17 protein-coding genes and 1 pseudogene are annotated in these 19,458 nt (G+C 42.8%); 11 read left to right on the forward strand and 7 right to left on the reverse strand.

Annotation, left to right across the window (positions count from 1 at the left end):
* Positions 1-40 precede the first annotated feature (40 nt).
* The 4 genes and pseudogenes from ACESTK_RS11345 to ACESTK_RS11360 form a co-directional block, all read left to right on the forward strand.
* A pseudogene (locus ACESTK_RS11345) lies at positions 41-160 on the forward strand (ABC transporter substrate-binding protein); the annotation flags it as partial.
* Positions 161-737: 577 nt separating this feature from the next.
* Positions 738-1,835 carry a YibE/F family protein gene (locus ACESTK_RS11350; protein WP_148462497.1) on the forward strand — a complete coding sequence of 366 codons (1,098 nt, stop codon included), beginning with the start codon at positions 738-740 and terminating at the stop codon, positions 1,833-1,835.
* Entirely contained in the window at positions 1,835-2,614 is a 780-nt protein-coding gene (locus ACESTK_RS11355) for a YibE/F family protein (protein ID WP_173715631.1), read from the forward strand. Before ACESTK_RS11350 ends, ACESTK_RS11355 begins: the two co-directional genes overlap by 1 nt.
* A gap of 352 nt (positions 2,615-2,966) precedes the next feature.
* Complete coding sequence (locus ACESTK_RS11360; RefSeq protein ID WP_118580913.1) at positions 2,967-4,775, forward strand: Na/Pi cotransporter family protein; 1,809 nt, start codon at positions 2,967-2,969, stop codon at positions 4,773-4,775.
* A 320-nt stretch (positions 4,776-5,095) separates the two neighbouring features.
* On the opposite strand, the gene ACESTK_RS11365 is transcribed toward ACESTK_RS11360, so the two are convergent.
* Complete coding sequence (locus ACESTK_RS11365; protein WP_118580910.1) at positions 5,096-5,374, reverse strand: helix-turn-helix transcriptional regulator; 279 nt, start codon at positions 5,372-5,374, stop codon at positions 5,096-5,098.
* Between the two features lie 105 nt (positions 5,375-5,479).
* Between ACESTK_RS11365 and ACESTK_RS11370 the strand changes: the two genes are divergently transcribed.
* Entirely contained in the window at positions 5,480-5,695 is a 216-nt protein-coding gene (locus ACESTK_RS11370; RefSeq protein ID WP_368370118.1) for a hypothetical protein, read from the forward strand.
* A gap of 237 nt (positions 5,696-5,932) precedes the next feature.
* Here the strand turns inward: ACESTK_RS11370 and gpmI are convergent, their stop codons facing one another.
* Both gpmI and ACESTK_RS11380 read right to left on the reverse strand, forming a co-directional pair.
* Positions 5,933-7,474 (reverse strand): 2,3-bisphosphoglycerate-independent phosphoglycerate mutase, encoded by a 1,542-nt coding sequence (gpmI, locus tag ACESTK_RS11375; RefSeq protein WP_373119770.1) that lies wholly within the window; start codon positions 7,472-7,474, stop codon positions 5,933-5,935.
* 264 nt (positions 7,475-7,738) lie between these two features.
* Entirely contained in the window at positions 7,739-9,040 is a 1,302-nt protein-coding gene (locus ACESTK_RS11380; protein WP_118580901.1) for a homoserine dehydrogenase, read from the reverse strand.
* A gap of 331 nt (positions 9,041-9,371) precedes the next feature.
* Here ACESTK_RS11380 and ACESTK_RS11385 point away from each other — a divergent pair, with 331 nt between their 5' ends.
* From ACESTK_RS11385 to ACESTK_RS11395, 3 genes are all read left to right on the forward strand, one after another.
* A complete protein-coding gene (locus tag ACESTK_RS11385) occupies positions 9,372-10,715 on the forward strand; it encodes an MATE family efflux transporter (protein ID WP_195478553.1) in 1,344 nt (447 codons plus the stop codon).
* Positions 10,716-11,036: 321 nt separating this feature from the next.
* On the forward strand, positions 11,037-13,067 hold the full coding sequence (locus ACESTK_RS11390) for a L,D-transpeptidase family protein (protein ID WP_373119772.1): 2,031 nt from the start codon (positions 11,037-11,039) through the stop codon (positions 13,065-13,067).
* A 141-nt stretch (positions 13,068-13,208) separates the two neighbouring features.
* Positions 13,209-13,505 (forward strand): DUF3784 domain-containing protein, encoded by a 297-nt coding sequence (locus ACESTK_RS11395; RefSeq protein WP_195380180.1) that lies wholly within the window; start codon positions 13,209-13,211, stop codon positions 13,503-13,505.
* A gap of 212 nt (positions 13,506-13,717) precedes the next feature.
* On the opposite strand, the gene ACESTK_RS11400 is transcribed toward ACESTK_RS11395, so the two are convergent.
* Entirely contained in the window at positions 13,718-14,332 is a 615-nt protein-coding gene (locus ACESTK_RS11400) for an HAD family hydrolase (protein ID WP_373119773.1), read from the reverse strand.
* Between the two features lie 309 nt (positions 14,333-14,641).
* Here ACESTK_RS11400 and sfsA point away from each other — a divergent pair, with 309 nt between their 5' ends.
* From sfsA to ACESTK_RS11415, 3 genes are all read left to right on the forward strand, one after another.
* Positions 14,642-15,334, forward strand: a complete 693-nt coding sequence (gene sfsA, locus ACESTK_RS11405; RefSeq protein ID WP_118583848.1) for a DNA/RNA nuclease SfsA — start codon at positions 14,642-14,644, stop codon at positions 15,332-15,334.
* On the forward strand, positions 15,331-16,371 hold the full coding sequence (mutY, locus tag ACESTK_RS11410) for an A/G-specific adenine glycosylase (protein ID WP_173773960.1): 1,041 nt from the start codon (positions 15,331-15,333) through the stop codon (positions 16,369-16,371). Before sfsA ends, mutY begins: the two co-directional genes overlap by 4 nt.
* Positions 16,372-16,482: 111 nt before the next feature.
* Positions 16,483-17,499, forward strand: coding sequence for a glycosyltransferase family 2 protein (locus ACESTK_RS11415; RefSeq protein WP_118583852.1), 1,017 nt, complete (start codon positions 16,483-16,485; stop codon positions 17,497-17,499).
* Positions 17,500-17,506: 7 nt separating this feature from the next.
* On the opposite strand, the gene ACESTK_RS11420 is transcribed toward ACESTK_RS11415, so the two are convergent.
* From ACESTK_RS11420 to ACESTK_RS11430, 3 genes are all read right to left on the reverse strand, one after another.
* Positions 17,507-17,578 (reverse strand): DUF6783 domain-containing protein, encoded by a 72-nt coding sequence (locus ACESTK_RS11420; RefSeq protein WP_368072542.1) that lies wholly within the window; start codon positions 17,576-17,578, stop codon positions 17,507-17,509.
* 75 nt (positions 17,579-17,653) lie between these two features.
* Positions 17,654-18,343: a phosphatase PAP2 family protein gene (locus ACESTK_RS11425; protein ID WP_148462491.1), complete on the reverse strand. Its 690-nt coding sequence runs from the start codon at positions 18,341-18,343 to the stop codon at positions 17,654-17,656.
* 69 nt (positions 18,344-18,412) lie between these two features.
* On the reverse strand, positions 18,413-19,345 hold the full coding sequence (locus tag ACESTK_RS11430; RefSeq protein ID WP_118583854.1) for a diacylglycerol kinase family protein: 933 nt from the start codon (positions 19,343-19,345) through the stop codon (positions 18,413-18,415).
* Between the last annotated feature and the right edge of the window lie 113 nt (positions 19,346-19,458).

Raw genomic sequence — 19,458 nt, forward strand, 5'->3', positions numbered from 1 at the left:
AGCACTTGGCATTGGTTCTTTTAATCTGGCATATGCAGCAGAAACTGAGGATACTTCTTCTGGAAAAAAAATAAATGTTATGGCAAGCTTTTATCCTATGTATGATTTTGCAACAAAGGTTGGAGGGGATAAGATTGAGGTTACCAATATGGTACCTGCCTTCTGATTTGACGCAGGATGCATGGATAAATGTAACAGGTACATATCACTATGACAAACATAAAGGGATGGAAATTACTGTCACTGATATAGAAGACGCAGAGCCGTCAGAAGAGGAATATGTTTATCCTATTTATTAAACAGAGATAGCTTGATTCAAGAAAACTATTTATAAGGTATATATTTTGCTCCATCAGAATGTTTGAAACAGAGCTTTGGGGCCTTTTATCTATCATTTATTAACTCCGGAAATAGAAAATAATTTTGTGTAAATGCAAACTATTTGTATTATAGATGCTGGCGCGGGACAGAAAAAAATGCCGTTACTGTTCACTCCGTTCACAGTAACGTGCTTCGCGATGCACAGAAATCATGCTTTGCATGATTTCGCGCTGCAACTCTCGGGTTTTCTGTGAACTTTGTTCACAAAAAACACCTCGCGGAACGTTACCAGTGAACAGTATCAAAATGCCAACAATATTTGCAAATAATCTGCAATTTACATTGACCAACATCGAATAAAAGCGTACAATGCGATATTGGCAGAAATATTAATCTGGAAGGAGAAAATAAATTCAATGAAATTTTGTCTATCTCATAAAAAATATCTTTTAGCTGGCATTTATATTATCTGTGTTATATTTACCTGTTTTAATGCCAGATTCTATCACACTCCTCTGGCAAAAATATGTTCTGTATCAGAAATGGAAACCATGAGCAGAGAAGGAACCAGAGGTGCAGAAGAACACTATTATACTCAGAAAATTACAGCCCGGATATTGAACGGTGCATATAAAGGTAAAGAAATTACACTTTCTAACGAATACACTTCTTCACAGGTTCAGACGCAGAAATACCATAAAGGAGATACGGTACTTCTGAATGGGTCAAAAGACAGACCTGGAAAAACTATACGTTCTGTAAAACGTGACATCTATCTGGTCGTACTGGTGGGTGGTCTGATTATTCTTCTGATCTATATTACGAGAAAACAGGGGGGTTATACGATCGTATCAGTGATACTGAATACATTGATTTTTGCGTACGGATTTCAACTGTTGGGAGATGGAAAGAATATTCTGAGAATATGTAATGTAATTGCACTTCTTTTTTCGTTGACTACATTGATCTGTCTGAATGGAATTCACAGGAAAACATGGGCTGCTGTTCTTTCGACTTTATGTGTTCTTTTCCTGATTATGATGCTGTTTGATTTTTCTATTCACAGGTATGGAGATTTAGATTATTCTAATCTGGAATACCTTGGAAGCATGAGTAATTCAGCCGACATATTCTGGACAGATATTATGCTGACAGGGCTTGGAGCGATTATGGATGTAACAGTCACTATAAGTGCAGCAACTGGTGAAATTGTTCGCAAAAATCCATCAGTTTCTATAAGAAAGCTGATACATTCGGGAAGGGAAATCGGATATGATATTATGGGAACCATGATAAATGTACTGCTATTTGTTCTTGTAAGTGGCATGATTCCAATGTTTATTCTTAAAATGAATAATGAGATCAGATTTATAACGCTTGTAAGATATCACATTCCATATGATATCTGTCGCTTTCTGATAGAAAGTATTGGAATAGTGTTGGCAATACCAGTATCTGTTTTAATTGCTTCGATTATTATGAAAATACCATCACTGAAAAGGAGTGGAAAATAATGATTCTTTTTCTTACATTAGTGCTGCTTTTTTTGATGATTACAATTGGAGGAGAACGTGGAGCTGTTTCAATCATGGCACTGGCAGGTAATATTATTATTCTGTTTTTTTCGGTTATATTGATGTCAGCTGGTTTTCCCGCACTGCTTCTGATACTGGCGGCAGGAGCAGGTGTCTGTTATAATTCTCTGTTTTATCAGAATGGAAATAATGTCAAAACGCGAGCTGCCTTTCTGGCTACACTGTTTGTAATGCTGATTCTGTTTATTCCGATTTTTGCTATTACGTGGAGAACAGGAAGTTATGGCTTAAATGAACTTCAGATTTCAGAAGAGGATTTTATGTACTATTACAACACAGATATCAGTATTAATATGCTTCATGTGGCTGTTTTTGTAAGTGTTTTCAGCACTCTGGGAGCTGTCATTGATACTGCACTGTCTGTGACGTCATCTGTGTATGAAGTCTGGACTCATAAAAACAGTCTGGTAGAGAAAGAACTTACTTCAACAGGGTATCAGGTGGGAAAAGAAATTATAGGCACAACAGTAAACACGTTGCTTTTTGCATATCTTGGAGGGAGTATTTTATTGTTTTCCTATGTGCAGACACAAAAATATAGTCTGGAAATCATTCTCAATTCCAGATTCCTCTTTCAGGATGTTGCGATTATGCTATTTGGTGCTATTGCCTGTCTTGTTGCAGTTCCAGTATCAATTAAATGCATTATCTGGCAGATCAGATATATTAATCCAGATAAAAAGCAATTAAACGCTTAAATTACATGGTAATCAGAAGATGGGAATTTCATATATAGTGATGTCACTGATAAGAGAGATGCCGGTTGTGTGTAAGATTCTTGCATAATGGTATCTACTTATCGTCAGTAAGCTGAATAGAAATAAAAATTACCATATATTTCGTCAGATTATACAGAAAAATGGAAATTTTGAACCGCAAAAAATTACAATTTGAAATTAATCAAATATTGTAATCAGCCTATGATTATGGCATAATGATTAAGGATATGTAAAAATTGAGAAAAATCCACGTTAACAAAAGAAAATACTTTGAAAAGAAAGGTCGCCTCTGCAGAATTGGCAGAGGGAAACGACAACAGAGGATTAGAACATGGCAATTTTTTCAATGGTTTTATCTTTGCTGTGCGGAGTATCATTTTTCCTTTTTGGAATGTCGCTGATGGGAGACGGACTGAAATCCGTTGCTGGTAATAAGCTGGAAGCATTCCTTTACAAAATGACCAATACCCCGCTGAAGGGAGTAGCACTTGGAACAGGTGTTACCAGTGTAATCCAGTCATCATCCGCCACTACCGTTATGGTAATCGGTTTTGTAAACTCCGGTATGATGAAGCTGAAACAGGCAATTGGTATTATCATGGGCGCAAATATCGGAACCAGTATTACAGGATGGATTCTGTGTCTGTCTTATATCCAGGGCTCCGGTGGAATTGCAAGTATTCTTTCTACAGCCACTATTTCAGCAGTAGTTGCTGTAATCGGTATCATGCTTCGTATGGTCTGTAAGAGATCTGTATACCGAAATATTGGAAACATTATGCTGGGCTTTGCTATTCTGATGAATGGTATGCAGATGATGAGTGGAGCAGTTTCTCCTCTTCGTGAAAGTCCTGTATTTATTGATATGCTGACAATGTTTTCCAACCCAATTGCAGGTATTCTGGTAGGTATTGCATTTACCGCAGTGCTTCAGAGTGCATCTGCAACAGTTGGTGTGCTGCAGGCTCTTTCCGTAACCGGAATCCTCACCTTTGCAAGTGCATTTCCAATTGTTCTTGGTATCGGTGTTGGTGCTGCATGTCCGGTACTGATCTCTGCAGTTGGAGCGAATAAGAACGGTAAGAGAACAGCTCTTGTATATTTGCTGAATGACTTATTCGGTCTGATCCTGTGGTCCATTGTATTCTATACCTTGAATGCGTTCATTCATTTTGGATTTTTGGATATGATCATGACTCCGGTATCCATCGCATTTTTGAACACCATTTTCCGTGTGGCTACCGTTGTGGTGCTTTTCCCGTTTATTTCCAAGCTGGAGAAACTGGTTTGCTATCTGGTTAAGGACAGCGCAGAGGAGCTGGAGGACGAGGCAGACTTCGATCTTCTGGAAGAGCGTCTGTTAAATTATCCTGCACTTGCAATCGGACAGTGTCATCGTGCTATGAATGGTATGGCCAAGAAGCTTCGTAAGAATGTAAACAGAGCTATGAACCTTCTGAATGATTATCAGCAGGATAAATATGACAAGGTACAGCGTAAGGAAGACCTGATCGACAAATATGAGAGCCGTCTTGGAGAGTATCTGATTCAGCTCACCAAACGTGAGATGAACACCGCCCAGACGCGCCAGACCTCCCTTTATCTGCACACTATCAATGACTTTGAGAGAATTGGCGATCACGCTTCCTACATCGCACATATGTCCAATGAAATGCATGATAACCACACTAATTTCTCTCAGACAGCATGGGATGAGCTGAATGTAGTTATGGATGCAGTCCGTGAGGAAATCAATGTGACCTGCAATGCATTTATGAACGATGACAGAGAAGCCGCACAGCGTGTTGCACCACTTGGCGTGGTAATCACCAGACTTTGTGATGAACTGAAGATGCGCCATGCAGAGCGCCTCAGCCAGGGCAAATGCGGACTGGAAGAGGGAACTGTGTTCAGCGATATTCTGAACAGCTTTGGACGTATTGCTTCCCACTGTGCAAGTGCTATGACAGCACTTATGAAAAGTGGGGAAGAGACAACCGATATCCACATTCACAACTCCAGAATTTATCCTACAGACAGTCTGGAATATTACACTTATTTTAAGGAATACAGACAGAAGTATGATATTGGCACAGAAGTGGAGCATAAGCTGAGTATGGAGCCGGAAGAGGTTGAATAAATAATTTTTAAGATAAAAACACCGTCAGATGAAAATTCGCAGATAAAATGCGAAAGTCACCTGGCGGTGTTTTTTATGCAGCAGGGTTCTTTATGGAAAAATTAATACCCTGGATTAATTAAAAAACAATATGAAAAAAGAACAAAATGCTCTAAAAATAATTCCAGACTCTCTCCACTCAGCCGAAACAAAGAATTAGGCATCCGTGCAAAAAAATAAAAATGTAAGTATTTTTATTCTTTTTCAAAAAAACGTGTTTATCAGAGCTGAGACACGTATAGTTTATGTATGGTTTATACTGTGGGAGTCTGAAGCACCAGTTATTTCGATGGAGTGTGAACAGGATGTGATGCGGCTGCCTCTTTTTGGGCTGTTTTCGCATCCTCAATGATATCAGGGTTATTGGGTACGTATTCTACTATATCATCCAGATCACAGTTAAGAACAGTGCATATTCGGTCTAATGAAAAGATTTCTACATTTTCATTGTCCCGAAGTCTGCGCAATAACCTTTTTTCGATTCCACACTCATTAATGAGATAGTACTGTGAAATATGGCGTTTTTTCAATGTCTCCCAGAATCTGTCGTATTTTATCATCACTCAAATTCCTGTCCATTTTGTTCTTGCCATATCTCTATTATGGGTTTAAAATGAAAAACATAACAGGGTGATTATAGTCACCCTATCTGGGAGGACTAAGATATGCGAAAAGGATTAAAAATAGCAGGTTCCACTGTATTTACAGCTGCATTGTCTTCGTGTCTGTTTTACTGTATGGTAGCAGGGGCGAAATCTGGCGCTGTGGTATATGTGGTCATGGCTGCACTGTTGTCTGTTATTATTTCGGTAACTCTGTGTGCAGGGTTTCATTATATCCGCCATCTTCAGAAGCTTTTGAAGGAGCTCAGTGAGAAGTAGTTTTTATATAAGAAGTAGTAAACAGTGGAAGTACGATTTAGATCGTGTTGTTGTATAAGGGAAACAATAATTCAGAAAGAGCTGGCGACAATAGGTATCAGGAATAATAGAACAGCTGTGATGGATGGAAAATCTGTCAGAGCTGTTCTTTTTGTGCCATAATAAAAAAGGACATAATAAAAAAGGCGCTGGCATTTAAGCCAGCACCCTTTAAAGCAACAGAGCTGTATAAGCGGATTATTTCTCCACCAGAAGTGATTTACCAGTCATCTCAGCTGGCTGCTCCATGCCCATAAGCTGGATCAGAGTCGGGATGATGTCTGCCAGGCAGCCGTTCTCACGAAGAGTATATTTCGGGTCTGCATTAACCAGAATGAACGGTACCGGATTGGTGGTATGAGCAGTATATGGCTCGCCTGTCTCATAGTCTACAAGCTGCTCTGCGTTACCGTGGTCAGCACAGATGAACATCTGTCCGTCAACCTCCTTCAGAGCCTCTACAGCCTTTCCTACGCACTCATCAACAGCCTCAACAGCTTTGATAGCTGCAGCTTCAACACCTGTATGACCAACCATATCCGGGTTGGCGAAGTTGATGATGATCACATCATATTTCTCAGATTTGATTGCTGCAACAAGCTTCTCGCAAACTTCCGGAGCGCTCATCTCTGGCTGCAGGTCGTAAGTCGGAACCTTCGGGGACTTCACAAGGATTCTGTCCTCGCCCTTGTTTGGCTCCTCAACGCCACCGTTGAAGAAGAAGGTTACGTGAGCATATTTCTCTGTCTCAGCGATACGTGCCTGAGTCATGTTGTGAGCTGCAAGGTACTCGCCGAATGTGTTGTGAAGCTGAACCTTGTGGAATGCAACCAGCTTATTTCCAATGGTGTCATCGTAATCTGTGAAGCATACATATGTGAGGTCAAGGCGTTTCTCTCTTGCGAAACCTGTAAATTCGTCATCGCAGAATGCTCTTGTGATCTCACGTGCACGGTCAGGACGGAAGTTGAAAAATACAACAGAATCTTTATCAGAAACAACGGCAACTGGTTTGCCATCTTTCTCAATGACTGTTGGAAGAACGAACTCGTCTGTCTTGCCGTCGTCATAGGATGCCTGTACAGCCTCAGCTGCGTCGGTTCCCTTAACACCCTCGCCCTTGGTAAGTGCGTTGTAAGCAAGCTCAACACGATCCCAGCGGTTGTCACGGTCCATTGCGTAATAACGTCCGGAAACAACACCAATCTCACCTACGCCAAGCTCATCCATCTTCGCCTGGAGCTGCTGGATATATCCTTTTCCGGAAGCCGGAGGGGTGTCACGGCCGTCCAGGAAGCAGTGTACATAAACTTTATTAAGTCCCTCTTTCTTAGCCATTTCAAGAAGACCAAAAAGGTGAGTAATGTGGCTGTGAACACCACCATCAGAAAGAAGACCCATAAAGTGGATCGCGGAATCATTTTCTTTGGCATTCTTCATAGCTGCAAGAAGTGCTTCATTTTTGAAGAAGTCTCCGTCCTGAATCTCTTTGGTGATTCTGGTAAGCTCCTGGTATACGATACGGCCTGCACCCATATTCATATGACCAACCTCGGAGTTACCCATCTGGCCGTCCGGAAGACCTACAGCCAGTCCGCTTGCACTACCTTTTACAAAAGGATATTCAGCCATCAGCTTGTCCATGACAGGTGTGTTCGCTTCGTATACAGCGTTTGCGTCATGTCTTTCATTCAGGCCATATCCGTCAAGAATCATTAAAACCGTTGGTTTTTTGCTCATAATGTGCTCCTTTATATGATAAAATTTCCCTTTTGTTGTTCCTTATATATAGTATCAAAAATCTGGGATTTTTCAATCACAATTTTTTTTATTTCTGGAAACTATTTTTAGCAGTATTTACTATGGGAGTTCTGATGAGAAAGAATTCTGCCTTGGCAGGCTTTTTATATAACAGCTTATTACATAAAAAAGGCACGAACGAATCGTGCCTTTGACTGTATGCTTAAGATAAACATATGTACAATATAATTTTGATTTTTCTAATTACTTCCTATAAACTCGGATAGTCTTTGAAATACGCTTTACCGAAGACTTATTGGAAAGCTCCTGTACCGCTGTCTTAAAGTCACCCTCACGAACCTTGGAAGTGATCACAACAACCTCTGCAAGATGGTCGTCCTGGTTCTGGCTGTCCTTCTGGATGATCTGGGCAATGCTTACGTGATATTTGGCGAAAACCTCTGTCATTTCAGCAAGTACACCGCAGCGGTCTTCTACATGAAGGCGAAGGAAGTAACGGTTGTAGGTATCTTCCATTTTTTTCACAGGAAGCTGTTTATAGCAGGTACATCCGATACGGCCGCAGCAGCCTGCTTCCATATTGCGCACAATATCAAAAATATCTCCAACTACAGCACTTGCAGTAGGAAGCTCGCCTGCACCCCGTCCGAAGAACATGGCATCCTCTACAGCATCTCCATGGACAAAGACCGCATTATAGGAATCATTAACGGTTGCAAGAGGATGATCATTTGGAATCAGCATCGGGCAGACGTAAGCTTCTACACCGGACTCAGTATTGCGGGCAACACCAAGAAGCTTGATGGCACAGCCCATCTCTTTTGCATAGCGGATGTCCTTGGCGGAAATTTTTGTGATTCCTTCGATATAAACATCATCAAATACCACTCTGGAATTAAAAGCAACGCTGGCGAGAATAGCCACCTTGCGTCCTGCATCAAGTCCATCAATATCCGCAGTAGGATCCGCTTCTGCATAGCCAAGCTCTGTGGCAAGTGCCAGGGCATCTTTAAATTCCATATTCTCCTGGGACATTTTTGTGAGGATGAAGTTGGTAGTACCGTTTACAATACCCATAACCTCGCTCATGTGGTTGCCTGCCAGGCACTGCTTCAAAGGACGGATAATAGGTATTCCGCCTGCTACAGCTGCTTCAAAGAGAAAATCCACATGGGAAGCTCTGGCTGTGTCCATAAGTTCTTTTCCGTGGACGGCAATCAGATCTTTGTTTGCTGTTACTACGTGCTTGCCTGCGTGAAGAGCATCCAGAATATAGGTTCTGGCAGGTTCGATTCCGCCGATCAGTTCGATTATAATGTCAATGGAAGGATCTGCTTTAATATCCTCCCAGCTATTGGTAAGGACAGCCGGATCATCTACCTTGCCAGCTGCCTTTTCCAGGTTGCGGACAAGTATTTTGCGTATTTTAACCTTGCAGCCGATTTTGGCTGTCATTTCTTCCTCCTGGTTCTTCAGAACCTTGTAAACACCGGTTCCAACTGTTCCAAGCCCAAGCAGGGCTGCGTTTATAACTTTTTCTCCCATGGGGAACTCCCTTCTTAAAAATAGTAGTGCTGCCGTTTGATCGTGGTTCCCGTTCATAGTCTGGCAGCAGATATAAACGTAAGCGCGAAAAAGACAGATGTCTTTCACACGTTAACATTTCGTTATGTGGTTCTTATAGTATGGCAGAAAATGGTTTTTGTCAAGCGCTTAAAATAATACAATCCTATGGACTGCGTTCACAAATAAACACCTCGGGGAACAGCACCTGCTGAATAGTTGCAAAATAATAAAAAAAGGGGCTTGAAAGTAGAAAAAATATCGCCTATAATCCCTCTCAAACGATATTTTTTCTTATGGAGGAAAACTGAATATGCAGACAGATATGACTGTGGGAAAGCCCATGAAAATGCTGTTGAATTTTACTATTCCTGTATTTCTGGGAAATGTTTTTCAACAGCTGTACAGTATGGCAGATGCAGTTATTGTTGGAAAGTTTGTTGGAACCAAGGGGCTGGCAGCGGTAGGCGCTACTGGAACCATTACGTTCCTTATTATTGGATTTCTGATGGGGGTTACAACAGGAGTTACAGTTCTTACCTCTCAGAAGTTCGGAGCAGGAAGAATGGATGAGATGCGTAAGACGGTTGGTAATGCAGCAATTCTTTCTGCTGTGATCGCAGTTGTTATGACTGCAGTAAGCATGTTGGGAATGCACAGGCTTCTTGTATTCATGCATACACCTGAAGATATTTTTGATGGTGCATATGGTTATATTATGATCATCTGTGCCGGAATTTTTACCCAGGTATTGTATAATCTGGTGTCCAGTATCTTAAGGGCACTGGGAAACAGCAAAACGCCTCTTTACTTTTTGATTCTGGCGGCAGGACTGAATATTGTACTTGACCTTGTATTTATTATCTTTTTTCACTGGGGAGCGCCGGGAGCTGCCTGGGCTACCGTTATTTCACAGGGAGTGTCAGGAGTTCTTTGCCTGATTTATATGTGGAAGGCCGTGCCGGAACTAAAGATGAAAAAAGAAGACTGGTGTTTTAACCGTGATATTGCCGTAAAACAGATCAGTGTGGGAATTCCCATGGGACTGCAGTATTCCATTACAGCCATTGGAGGCATGATGGTACAGAGTTCTTTGAATATACTTGGCTCTTATGCAGTTGCGGCCTTTACAGCAGGCTCTAAGATTGATAATATCTTTACCCAGGCATTTGTAGCTATAGGAACTACAATGTCTACATATAGTGCACAGAATGTTGGTGCGCGTAAGCTGGACCGTGTGCGTCAGGGGTTCCGGTGTGCAGATGTGATCGGCTGTGCATATGCTGTTGTTGTAGGATTTGTCCTGTTTTTTGTGGGAAAAAGCTTTTCTTATCTGTTTATCTCTGATAATGCAGAGGCGGTGATCCCTATGGTGGATACATATCTTCGCTGTGTTGGAATGTTTATGATTCCCCTTTATGTGGTCAATTGTTACCGTAATGGCTTTCAGGGAATGGGATATGGGCTTCTTCCTATGCTCTCAGGCGTGGCAGAGCTTATTGGAAGAGGTGTGATGGCAGTTGTTGCAGCAGATGCCAGGAGTTATACAATGGCATGCATGGCCAGTCCATTTGCATGGATTGTAGCAACAGTCCTTCTTATTGTACTTTACTTCTATGTGATGAAGGATATGAAGAGAAAATTATGTCTGCAGTGAAAGCCAGGATTACAAATCCGTAAACGTGATTTAATAAAATGAATCTGTTATAGACTGTTAAGGCTGAAAAAAGGTCGATTGCAATCCGAGTTTCCAGTTTGAAAGGGTAACTTCCACATATTCTTTCGGAAGAATTAACTTTCACGGATAAGCTCTTGGGGTGGAAGTTTGAATTGCAATTAACATTAAAGGGATTCTTTTGAAGGAAATATACATTTTAAGATACAAAATGGAAAATATATGTTATAATGAAACAAGGTTTCGCCATTAGATGGAGAAGCCTTGTTCAAACAGTGTTTTTATCAGAGGAGAGTTTTATACATGAGTAAGGACAACAAGCATACTCAGGGAAGCCCGGGAGACTTTGAAGATAAAATAGATTCGGCTATGGCAGGTCTTGAAGCAGATCTGGACGAGGAATTCCACGGCGCAGACTTTTATGATGAAGATGACCAGGAGAGCGATTTTGATTCCTGGGAAGGTGAAGACGATTCCGATGCAGAAGAACTGGCTGAGCAGGATTCTGAAGAGGAGTATCCAGAGGAAGAAGAGTACGACCAGGATGAGGCAGAGCTGAGCACGGAAGAAGAGGACTTCTGGGACGAGGAAGAGACAGAATCTGAAGAAGAGAATTCAGAGGAAGAAGATTCAGAGAGCGAAGATTCAGAGGACGCTGAATCTGCAGATGAACCGGAAACATCTGAAAAAGAGCTTCAGGTGGAAATTATTCCGCCCTATTCAAATAAAGGCAGAAAGCACCGAAGAAAAGATTCTGCCGGTGCGGCAGCACCTAACCAGCCTGAGAAGCAGACTTCTAAGAAATCTGCCAGACCGTCTCCGAAGCCGGCAGCCAGATCTGCCCGTCCGACGAAGATTTCCTATGTTCCTATTACTGATGAGGAACTGGACGAGAAGATCATCCCTGTTCCCAGGAAGAAGCATAAGGGACTTAAAGTTACGGGAATTGTGGCAGCTATTCTTGCGGTGACAGCAGGATGCGCTTATGGAGCAGTGAGTTACTATTATGCAGACAGATTCTTTGAGGGAACCTATATTAACGGAATCAACTGTTCCAATAAGACTGCCTACGAAACAGAGCAGCTGATTGCAAGCAATGTAGAGGATTATTCCATTGAGATTACCGCGAGGAACCAGGAGCCGCAGGCCATCAGCGGAAACCAGATCAATTACCGCTATGTGTCTGATGGAGAAGTTCTGGATCTTTTGAAGCAGCAGAAGCCATATGAATGGGTAAAAGGGTTCATGGAGACCAGAAGCTATACCACCCAGGAGAATGTGACTTTTGATAAGAGTCTGCTTCAGAGTGAAGTAAAGGAATTAAAGTGTGCACAGGCAGAAAACCAGGTTGAGCCGGAGAATGCATATGTGGCGCTTGAGGGAAGCGAGTTTACCATTGTTCCTGAGACTGAGGGCAGCAAGCTGAAGGTGAAGGAAGCCTATAAAGCGCTGGATACCGCCATTTCCGGAAGCCAGACCTCCATTGATCTGGGAAATACGCCGGATGTATATGCAGTGGCAGCAGTGACCAGCGATGATCCTACCCTTCAGGCCACCAGGGATGCTTATAATAATTATACCAAGGCCAGCATTACCTATACATTTGGAGAGCAGACAGTCACTCTTGACGGAAGCACCCTTAAGGAATGGCTGCAGTTTGATGACAAGGGACAGCTGGTGCAGGATGATGCTTCCTTTACCCAGCATATCAAGGATTTTGTGGCACAGCTGGCAAGTGAGCATGATACAGTTGGAACAACACGTTCCTTTAATACGACCAGTGGCCGTACCGTTTCTGTTTATGGCTCTGCATATGGCTGGAAGATTGATCAGGACGCAGAAGCAGCACAGCTGACAGAAGAGATCCGTACAGGCACTCAGACTACACGGGAACCGGTATATTCCATGAGAGCCAATTCTTATGGATACAATGACATTGGAAGTACCTATATCGAGGTGGATTTGAGTAGTCAGCACATGTACTATTACCAGAATGGCAGCATCATCTTTGACTCTGACATTGTTTCCGGAGATATCCGTTATGATGACAGAGCCACACCTCCGGGAATTTTCACCCTGTATTATAAGAAGAGCCCGGATGTGCTTCGTGGAGAGAAGAAGCCGGACGGCACTTACGAGTACGAAACCCAGGTTACCTACTGGATGCCGTTTAACGGCGGAATTGGTTTCCATGACGCTACCTGGCAGGCATATTTCGGCGGTGACCGTTATACCTACGCCGGATCCCATGGATGTATCAATATGCCGCTGGATGCAGCAGCTACTCTGTACAGCATTATTGATACCAATGTGCCGATCGTGTGCTTCTACTAAAAGATCATTTATCTGACCGGAAAATTTCAGTGAGCAGTAACAATTAGTTTTGGGTCACTGAGTACTGAATGAAAAGACAGTTGCATGTCTTTGAAACTACGGATAGCAGAACAACACAAAAGAAGTGGAGAATAAGTTAATATGAATATGGATTCATTTGATATGATACTGACTATAGCAGCTCTTGTAATGGGAGTTATGCTTCTTACCGGTCATGGAGATGTTCTTATGAAAGGCGGAAATGCCGCTGAGCGTAAGAAGCTTTACGATGACAAAAAGGTCCAGCTGGTTTCCGGCGTGACCCTGCTCATTTTCGGAATCCTCACCGGTCTGGATATGGTGATCAAGAGCTATGTGTACGATATCATTTATCTGGCAGCAGTAATTATTATCTTCATTATCATGGTGGTAGTGATTCGCAAGAAATGTAAGAAATAAGATGAAAAAGAAGCACTTGTATATCTGGAAATTGATATACAGGTGCTTCTTTTGTAATCCAGATATTGAGTTGTACTGGAGCCTGTTTGAAAAATCATTCCGCCAATCTGCTGTTGGATAACTGTGTGTCGCATTCTCGTTACTTCAGTAATGAGTTAGACGCACTATTTTTTGAAAAAGCAAGGACTGCTAATAAAAATTTGTATAAATAATTAGAATAATTTCAACAGATCCGCTGGCTTCTCAATCATATAATCCGGTGTATCCACCTGTCCGAATCCATAGGAAGCAAATACAAATGGTACCCCTGCCTCCTGACATGCCTGGTAATCCCCGAAGGTGTCTCCTACATAAACAGGTGCTTTCAGCTGATATTTCTTAGCAATAGAACGGATATTAGCTGCCTTGGCTTCCCCGCTGTCTCCAGGACACAGATGACCTGTGAAATATTTTCCCAGCCCTGTTTTCTCAAAAACAAGTTCAATGTATCCAGCCTGGCAGTTGCTTACTACAAAAAGCGGGTAGCGTTTGTTAAGCTCCTTCAAAGTTTCTTCCAGTCCGTCGTAAACAGGTGCCCCCATCGCACGCAGCAGATCGTGCTCAGCCTGGCAGCAGATATCGATAACCCGAAGCTGTTCCGCTTTGGTCTGTTCTGGAAGGATTGCCTTCGCAATATCCGGGAGAAGTCTGCCAAACAGCCCTTTCAGCTGTTCAGTCGTCACCCGGACATTAAGATTCTCTTTTTCTAAAGCCTTATTCCACGCCATAGCTACAACGTCGGTGGAATTCCATATAGTTCCGTCAATATCAAAAATAATACTGTCCATTTGAGGTTTTTAGTCCTTTCTGGTGTGCTTAAAATTCTAAAATTACTTCTTTTCTCATTCTGTTTTGCAACCTGACGGTTTCTATTCTATATAGGAAAATCAAAAAAATCAATCTCCTAATATGGGATTTTTCAATTTTAACTGGCTTTTTGCCGATTTTATGTTATGATAGGAAAGGTGACTGTTGCTTTTGAACTATTGGTCAGTTTTATATTGCGGTGAAATAGTTACATTATTTCTTAAGACTGTCATTGAAGAAAGCCTTTTTCAGACACGTTTTGGGAGTCAGGCAGCAGCACGAGGTGAACTATGAAATACGAAAATATTACAGAAGGCCGTTTCCTGGATCGTCCGAACCGATTTATCGCACATGTAGAGATTGCGGGACAGACAGAGACGGTTCATGTAAAGAACACAGGCAGATGCAGGGAGCTTTTGATTCCTGGTGTTCAGGTTTTTCTGGAAAAGAGCAGTAATCCGGCAAGGAAAACAGCATACGATCTGGTCTGTGTAAATAAAGGCGGACGCCTGATCAATATGGATTCCCAGATTCCCAATAAAGCCGCCCTGGAATGGGTAAGGGCAGGACATCTTTTTCCGGAGGAAGTGCAGGTAACTCCTGAGAAAACTTATGGAAATTCCAGATTCGATCTGTATGCCTGTTCAGATAAGAGAAAGGCTTTTATTGAGGTCAAGGGTGTAACCCTGGAAGCAGACAATATTGCCCGTTTTCCAGATGCTCCTACTGCGAGGGGCGTGAAGCATCTGGAAGAGCTGATCCATTGCATGAGGGAAGGATATGAGGCTTATCTGCTTCTGGTGATCCAGATGAAGGGAATTACAAGATTTGAACCAAACTGGGATACGCACCGGGAATTTGGGGAAACCTTACAGAAAGCGAAAAAGGCAGGGGTGCATATTCTGGCCTATGACTGTCTGGTAGAGCCGGACGGGATGGAAATACAGAATCCAGTGCCTGTGTGTTTGGAGGAAACTAGATGACAGATGAGTTTATACAGCCTCTTCTTGCCTGGTATGATGAGAATAAAAGGATTTTGCCCTGGAGGGATAAGCACAACGCTTATTACACCTGGGTATCCGAGATCATGCTCCAGCAGACCCGCGTGGAAGCTGTAAAGCCCTATTTTGAAAGATTTATCAGGGAACTGCCGGATATCCCGGCCCTGGCAGTCTGTCCGGAGGAAAAGCTGTTAAAGCTGTGGGAAGGTCTTGGATACTATAGCCGTGTGCGGAACATGCAGCTGGCAGCCAGGGAAATGGTAGAAAAATATAATGGCAGACTTCCCGAAGACTTTTCCCTTCTTATCTCGTTAAAGGGGATAGGAAGTTACACTGCAGGAGCTATCGCTTCTATAGCGTATGGCATTCCGGTGCCAGCCGTAGATGGAAATGTTTTCCGTGTAGTCACCAGAATGACGGAAGATTCGGAAGACATTACCAGACCTGCATTTCGCAAAAAGACAGAAAGCGCATTGCAAGAAATTATCCCGAAAGACCGTCCAGGTGATTTTAACCAGGCAATGATGGAGCTTGGAGCAGTAGTGTGCGTCCCCAACGGACAGCCCAAATGCGACCTTTGTCCGGTGAGAGGCTTTTGCCAGGCGGGACTTCACGGCACTATGGAAAAGTTTCCGGTGAAAGCACCAAAGAAGCCAAGAGTGGTGGAAGAGCGAACCGTTCTGGTTATTCAGGATGGAAGCTGCACTGCGATCCGCAAGCGGCCGCCGAAAGGCCTCCTTGCCGGATTATACGAGCTTCCCAATACAGAAGGATACCTGAACCGTGAGGAAGCCCTGGAATACGTGAAAGAGCTTGGCGCAGAGCCCTTATATATAGAAGAACTGCCGGAGGCCAGGCATATTTTTTCCCACATTGAGTGGCGGATGAAAGCGTACCGGATCCGCGTGTCCTCCCTGGAGCAGACACATGCCCCGGGAATTCTTTTTGCAGATAAAAAAGAATCAGAGAGAAACTACGCCATACCTTCTGCGTTTGGCGCTTATGAAAAATATATGTAACGGTTCAGCTGGCGTTTTTGAGAACATAACTCAAAGAAAAAAAGGAAAATACATCGCAAGGTGCGTAATTTTAAAATACAGAATCGTTACACTACATGAGGAGGAAAATAAATGAAATTACTGAGCATAGCAATTCCATGTTATAATTCTGAAGCTTATATGGAGAACTGCATCAAATCCCTTTTACCAGGCGGAGATGAAGTAGAGATCCTTGTAATTGACGATGGATCCAAGGACAGAACAGCCGAGATCGCAGATGAATACCAGGAGAAATATCCAGGCATTGTCCGCGCCATCCATCAGCCAAACCTTGGCCACGGCGGCGCCGTAAACACCGGTATCCACAATGCCCAGGGTCTCTATTTTAAGGTTGTAGACAGCGATGACTGGGTAAATGAAGAATCCTACAAAGAGATCCTGAAAACTCTGGAAGAGCTGGTAAAAGGCTCCAAAACAGTTGACCTTCTCATCAGTAACTTTGTATACGAGAAACAGGGTGCGACCCGCAAGAAGGTTATGCAGTACCGTCACTGCCTGCCAGTGAACCAGATTTTCACCTGGAATGAAGTAGGTCACATGCCAAAGGGAAAATATCTTCTCATGCACTCCATGATCTACCGTACCCAGCTTCTCCTTGAGTGCAACCTGACTCTGCCGGAGCATACCTTCTACGTAGATAATATTTTTGCCTTTGATCCGCTGCCGTATGTACAGAACATGTACTACCTGGATACTAATTTCTACCGTTACTTTATCGGCCGCGATGACCAGTCCGTAAACGAGACAGTTATGATCCGCAGAATCGACCAGCAGCTCCGCGTAAATAAACTGATGGTAAATTCCTACACCAGCTGCGGCAGCATGAATAAACGCACCAGAGCCTACATGATCAGTTATCTGGATATTATTACTACCATTTCCTCCATTATGCTGATCCGCTCCGGCACAAAGGAAGCTCTCGACAAGAAGAAGGAGCTTCTGGAATATATCCGCTCCACGAACCGTGCCCTCTACGGAAAACTTCGCCACAGCCTCATGGGTAACTTCATGAACCTTCCAGGCCGCGGCGGACGTAAGGTGTCTGTAGCTGCATACAAGCTTTGCCAGAAGTTCTACGGATTTAACTGATTAATGATCAGGGCGCTCTGGAGACTGTTTGAAAAATCATTCCTGCAATCTGTACGCCCCACTTTGCAGCATATTTTATCTATATTCGGTTGTCGCCGCTCGTATTTTTGTTAAAAAAAACGCGCCTTCCCATTTCTGGAAGTGCGCGTTTTGTTTAATAATGTTTCCTGCGATTATTCCGTCCAATTCTCTCTACTGCCATGCCACTTGCTTCTTCTCCTGCCTTCTGCGGATAGAAAAACAGATATCCAAACAGCGCCAGCGTAGCACCACAGCACACATCAATTACGGAATGCTGCTTCAGGAACATAGTAGACATGATAATAAGTAATGTAAGAACCAATGATCCATACCTTACCCCTTTGTGGTCTCTCAGCGCCTCACAATTGGTAAGTGACATATGAACTGCCAGAGAATTAAATACATGAATACTTGGCAGAACATTGGTCGGTGTATCCGTCCGATACAGCCATCTTACCATATCTGTAAACACGTTTTCCCTTGGAAACTCTGATGGTCTTAAGTGCAGTACATTTGGATATGCATAAGACACGATCAGGAAAACAGTCATACCCATCATCATATTGAAAATCAACTGATAATATTCTTTTTTATTCTTGTTCCTGAAGATAAAGTATAAAACTGTGAGAATCTGATACGGAAACCATAATAGATAGGGGACAATAAAATACTCACAAAATGGTATGTAATCATCAAAAACAGTGTCGATCACATGAAATCCCCATACCGGCCTGCACTCCAGATACTCAAAAAAAAGCATATAAACAATGGCATACGCAAGTATGATCAGACCATGCCTGTATTTTTTTATAAATTGTACCAAGTCTTTTTCACTCCTTTTCCAATCTGGGTTACCGGTCTTGTAATTCCGGATCCCCCAAATCGTGAGAGATTATACCACAGGTAAAATGATTTTTAAAGAGCTTTTTTCAATGGAAACTGTTAAATCTTCGCGAATTCCGCCAGATTCCCCGTCAATATGAATGGGAAGAGCGGACGCACTATGTACATGGATATCGCTGCAGGTGAGAATATGTATTCCCCTGATGCCCACATGCTTTCCGAAAAAAGCAGTAGGCAGGCAAAATAAAAGCTTTATCTTACGGATACCTTCCACAAGGATTACGTCCAGAAGCTGGTCGTCAGGCTGAGCATCCGGGCAGAACTTAAAACCGCCGCCTTCATATTTCTGATTCATAACCGCTGTAAAATATACGTGGTCATAGGAAAAAGTATTCTCTCCATCTAGGGTCACTGTCATTTTTCCTGGATTAATAAAAATCAGCTGCTTCAATGCAATGAAAAGATAAATCAGCTTTCCCAGCCCAAGACGATTGAATATCTTCTTTAAGGGCGTTGCCAGAACCTCCTGGCATACGCCGGCGTCATATCCGATTCCCGTGCTGATACCGAATCGGGACTTCTTATTATTGCGGAGCAGGTAAGGAACATCCATTTTGCTGATATGCTCTGCCTTTAGGATATATTCCAGTGATTCCATTGGATCAAAAGGGAGTCTCATGCTTCTGCAGAAATCATTGCCAGAGCCGGTTGGAATGTATCCGAAGACTACCCGGTCAAAATCGGTGATGCCGGTGAGCACCTCGTGAATGGTGCCGTCACCTCCCACTGCAATGATATATACAGGCTCAGATTCAGTGCCAAGAGCACAGGCATCAGAAGCAATCTCTGCAGCATGTCCGGAATATCTTGTAAGGCAGTACTGGAAATCAATTCCCCGAAGCATAAGCTGCTGATGAATTTCATTCCAGATGGAACGTCCCCTGCCAGAGCGGGAATTGGGATTAACAATAAAATAATACATAACTTCTCCTAGGTTTTTAGAACATGTTTGCAAAATCTCCCATAAATTGTGAAGCACATATCAGGGAAAGTATTTGGGGGCATGCTCTGTGGCAAAGAACCTGAAGCCTTGCG

It is taken from the genome of Ruminococcus sp. Marseille-P328 (assembly GCF_964249465.1).
In the GTDB taxonomy this organism is placed as follows: domain Bacteria; phylum Bacillota; class Clostridia; order Lachnospirales; family Lachnospiraceae; genus Blautia_A; species Blautia_A faecis.

What these genes read in the sequence shown, in the direction of transcription:
- ACESTK_RS11350 (WP_148462497.1), top strand. Translation starts at nt 738, where the DNA reads ATGAAATTTTGTCTATCTCATAAAAAATATCTTTTAGCTGGCATTTAT.
- ACESTK_RS11355 (WP_173715631.1), top strand. Translation starts at nt 1,835, where the DNA reads ATGATTCTTTTTCTTACATTAGTGCTGCTTTTTTTGATGATTACAATT.
- ACESTK_RS11360 (WP_118580913.1), top strand. Translation starts at nt 2,967, where the DNA reads ATGGCAATTTTTTCAATGGTTTTATCTTTGCTGTGCGGAGTATCATTT.
- ACESTK_RS11365 (WP_118580910.1), bottom strand. Translation starts at nt 5,374, where the DNA reads ATGATAAAATACGACAGATTCTGGGAGACATTGAAAAAACGCCATATT.
- ACESTK_RS11370 (WP_368370118.1), top strand. Translation starts at nt 5,480, where the DNA reads ATGCGAAAAGGATTAAAAATAGCAGGTTCCACTGTATTTACAGCTGCA.
- gpmI (WP_373119770.1), bottom strand. Translation starts at nt 7,474, where the DNA reads ATGAGCAAAAAACCAACGGTTTTAATGATTCTTGACGGATATGGCCTG.
- ACESTK_RS11380 (WP_118580901.1), bottom strand. Translation starts at nt 9,040, where the DNA reads ATGGGAGAAAAAGTTATAAACGCAGCCCTGCTTGGGCTTGGAACAGTT.
- ACESTK_RS11385 (WP_195478553.1), top strand. Translation starts at nt 9,372, where the DNA reads ATGCAGACAGATATGACTGTGGGAAAGCCCATGAAAATGCTGTTGAAT.
- ACESTK_RS11390 (WP_373119772.1), top strand. Translation starts at nt 11,037, where the DNA reads ATGAGTAAGGACAACAAGCATACTCAGGGAAGCCCGGGAGACTTTGAA.
- ACESTK_RS11395 (WP_195380180.1), top strand. Translation starts at nt 13,209, where the DNA reads ATGAATATGGATTCATTTGATATGATACTGACTATAGCAGCTCTTGTA.
- ACESTK_RS11400 (WP_373119773.1), bottom strand. Translation starts at nt 14,332, where the DNA reads ATGGACAGTATTATTTTTGATATTGACGGAACTATATGGAATTCCACC.
- sfsA (WP_118583848.1), top strand. Translation starts at nt 14,642, where the DNA reads ATGAAATACGAAAATATTACAGAAGGCCGTTTCCTGGATCGTCCGAAC.
- mutY (WP_173773960.1), top strand. Translation starts at nt 15,331, where the DNA reads ATGACAGATGAGTTTATACAGCCTCTTCTTGCCTGGTATGATGAGAAT.
- ACESTK_RS11415 (WP_118583852.1), top strand. Translation starts at nt 16,483, where the DNA reads ATGAAATTACTGAGCATAGCAATTCCATGTTATAATTCTGAAGCTTAT.
- ACESTK_RS11430 (WP_118583854.1), bottom strand. Translation starts at nt 19,345, where the DNA reads ATGTATTATTTTATTGTTAATCCCAATTCCCGCTCTGGCAGGGGACGT.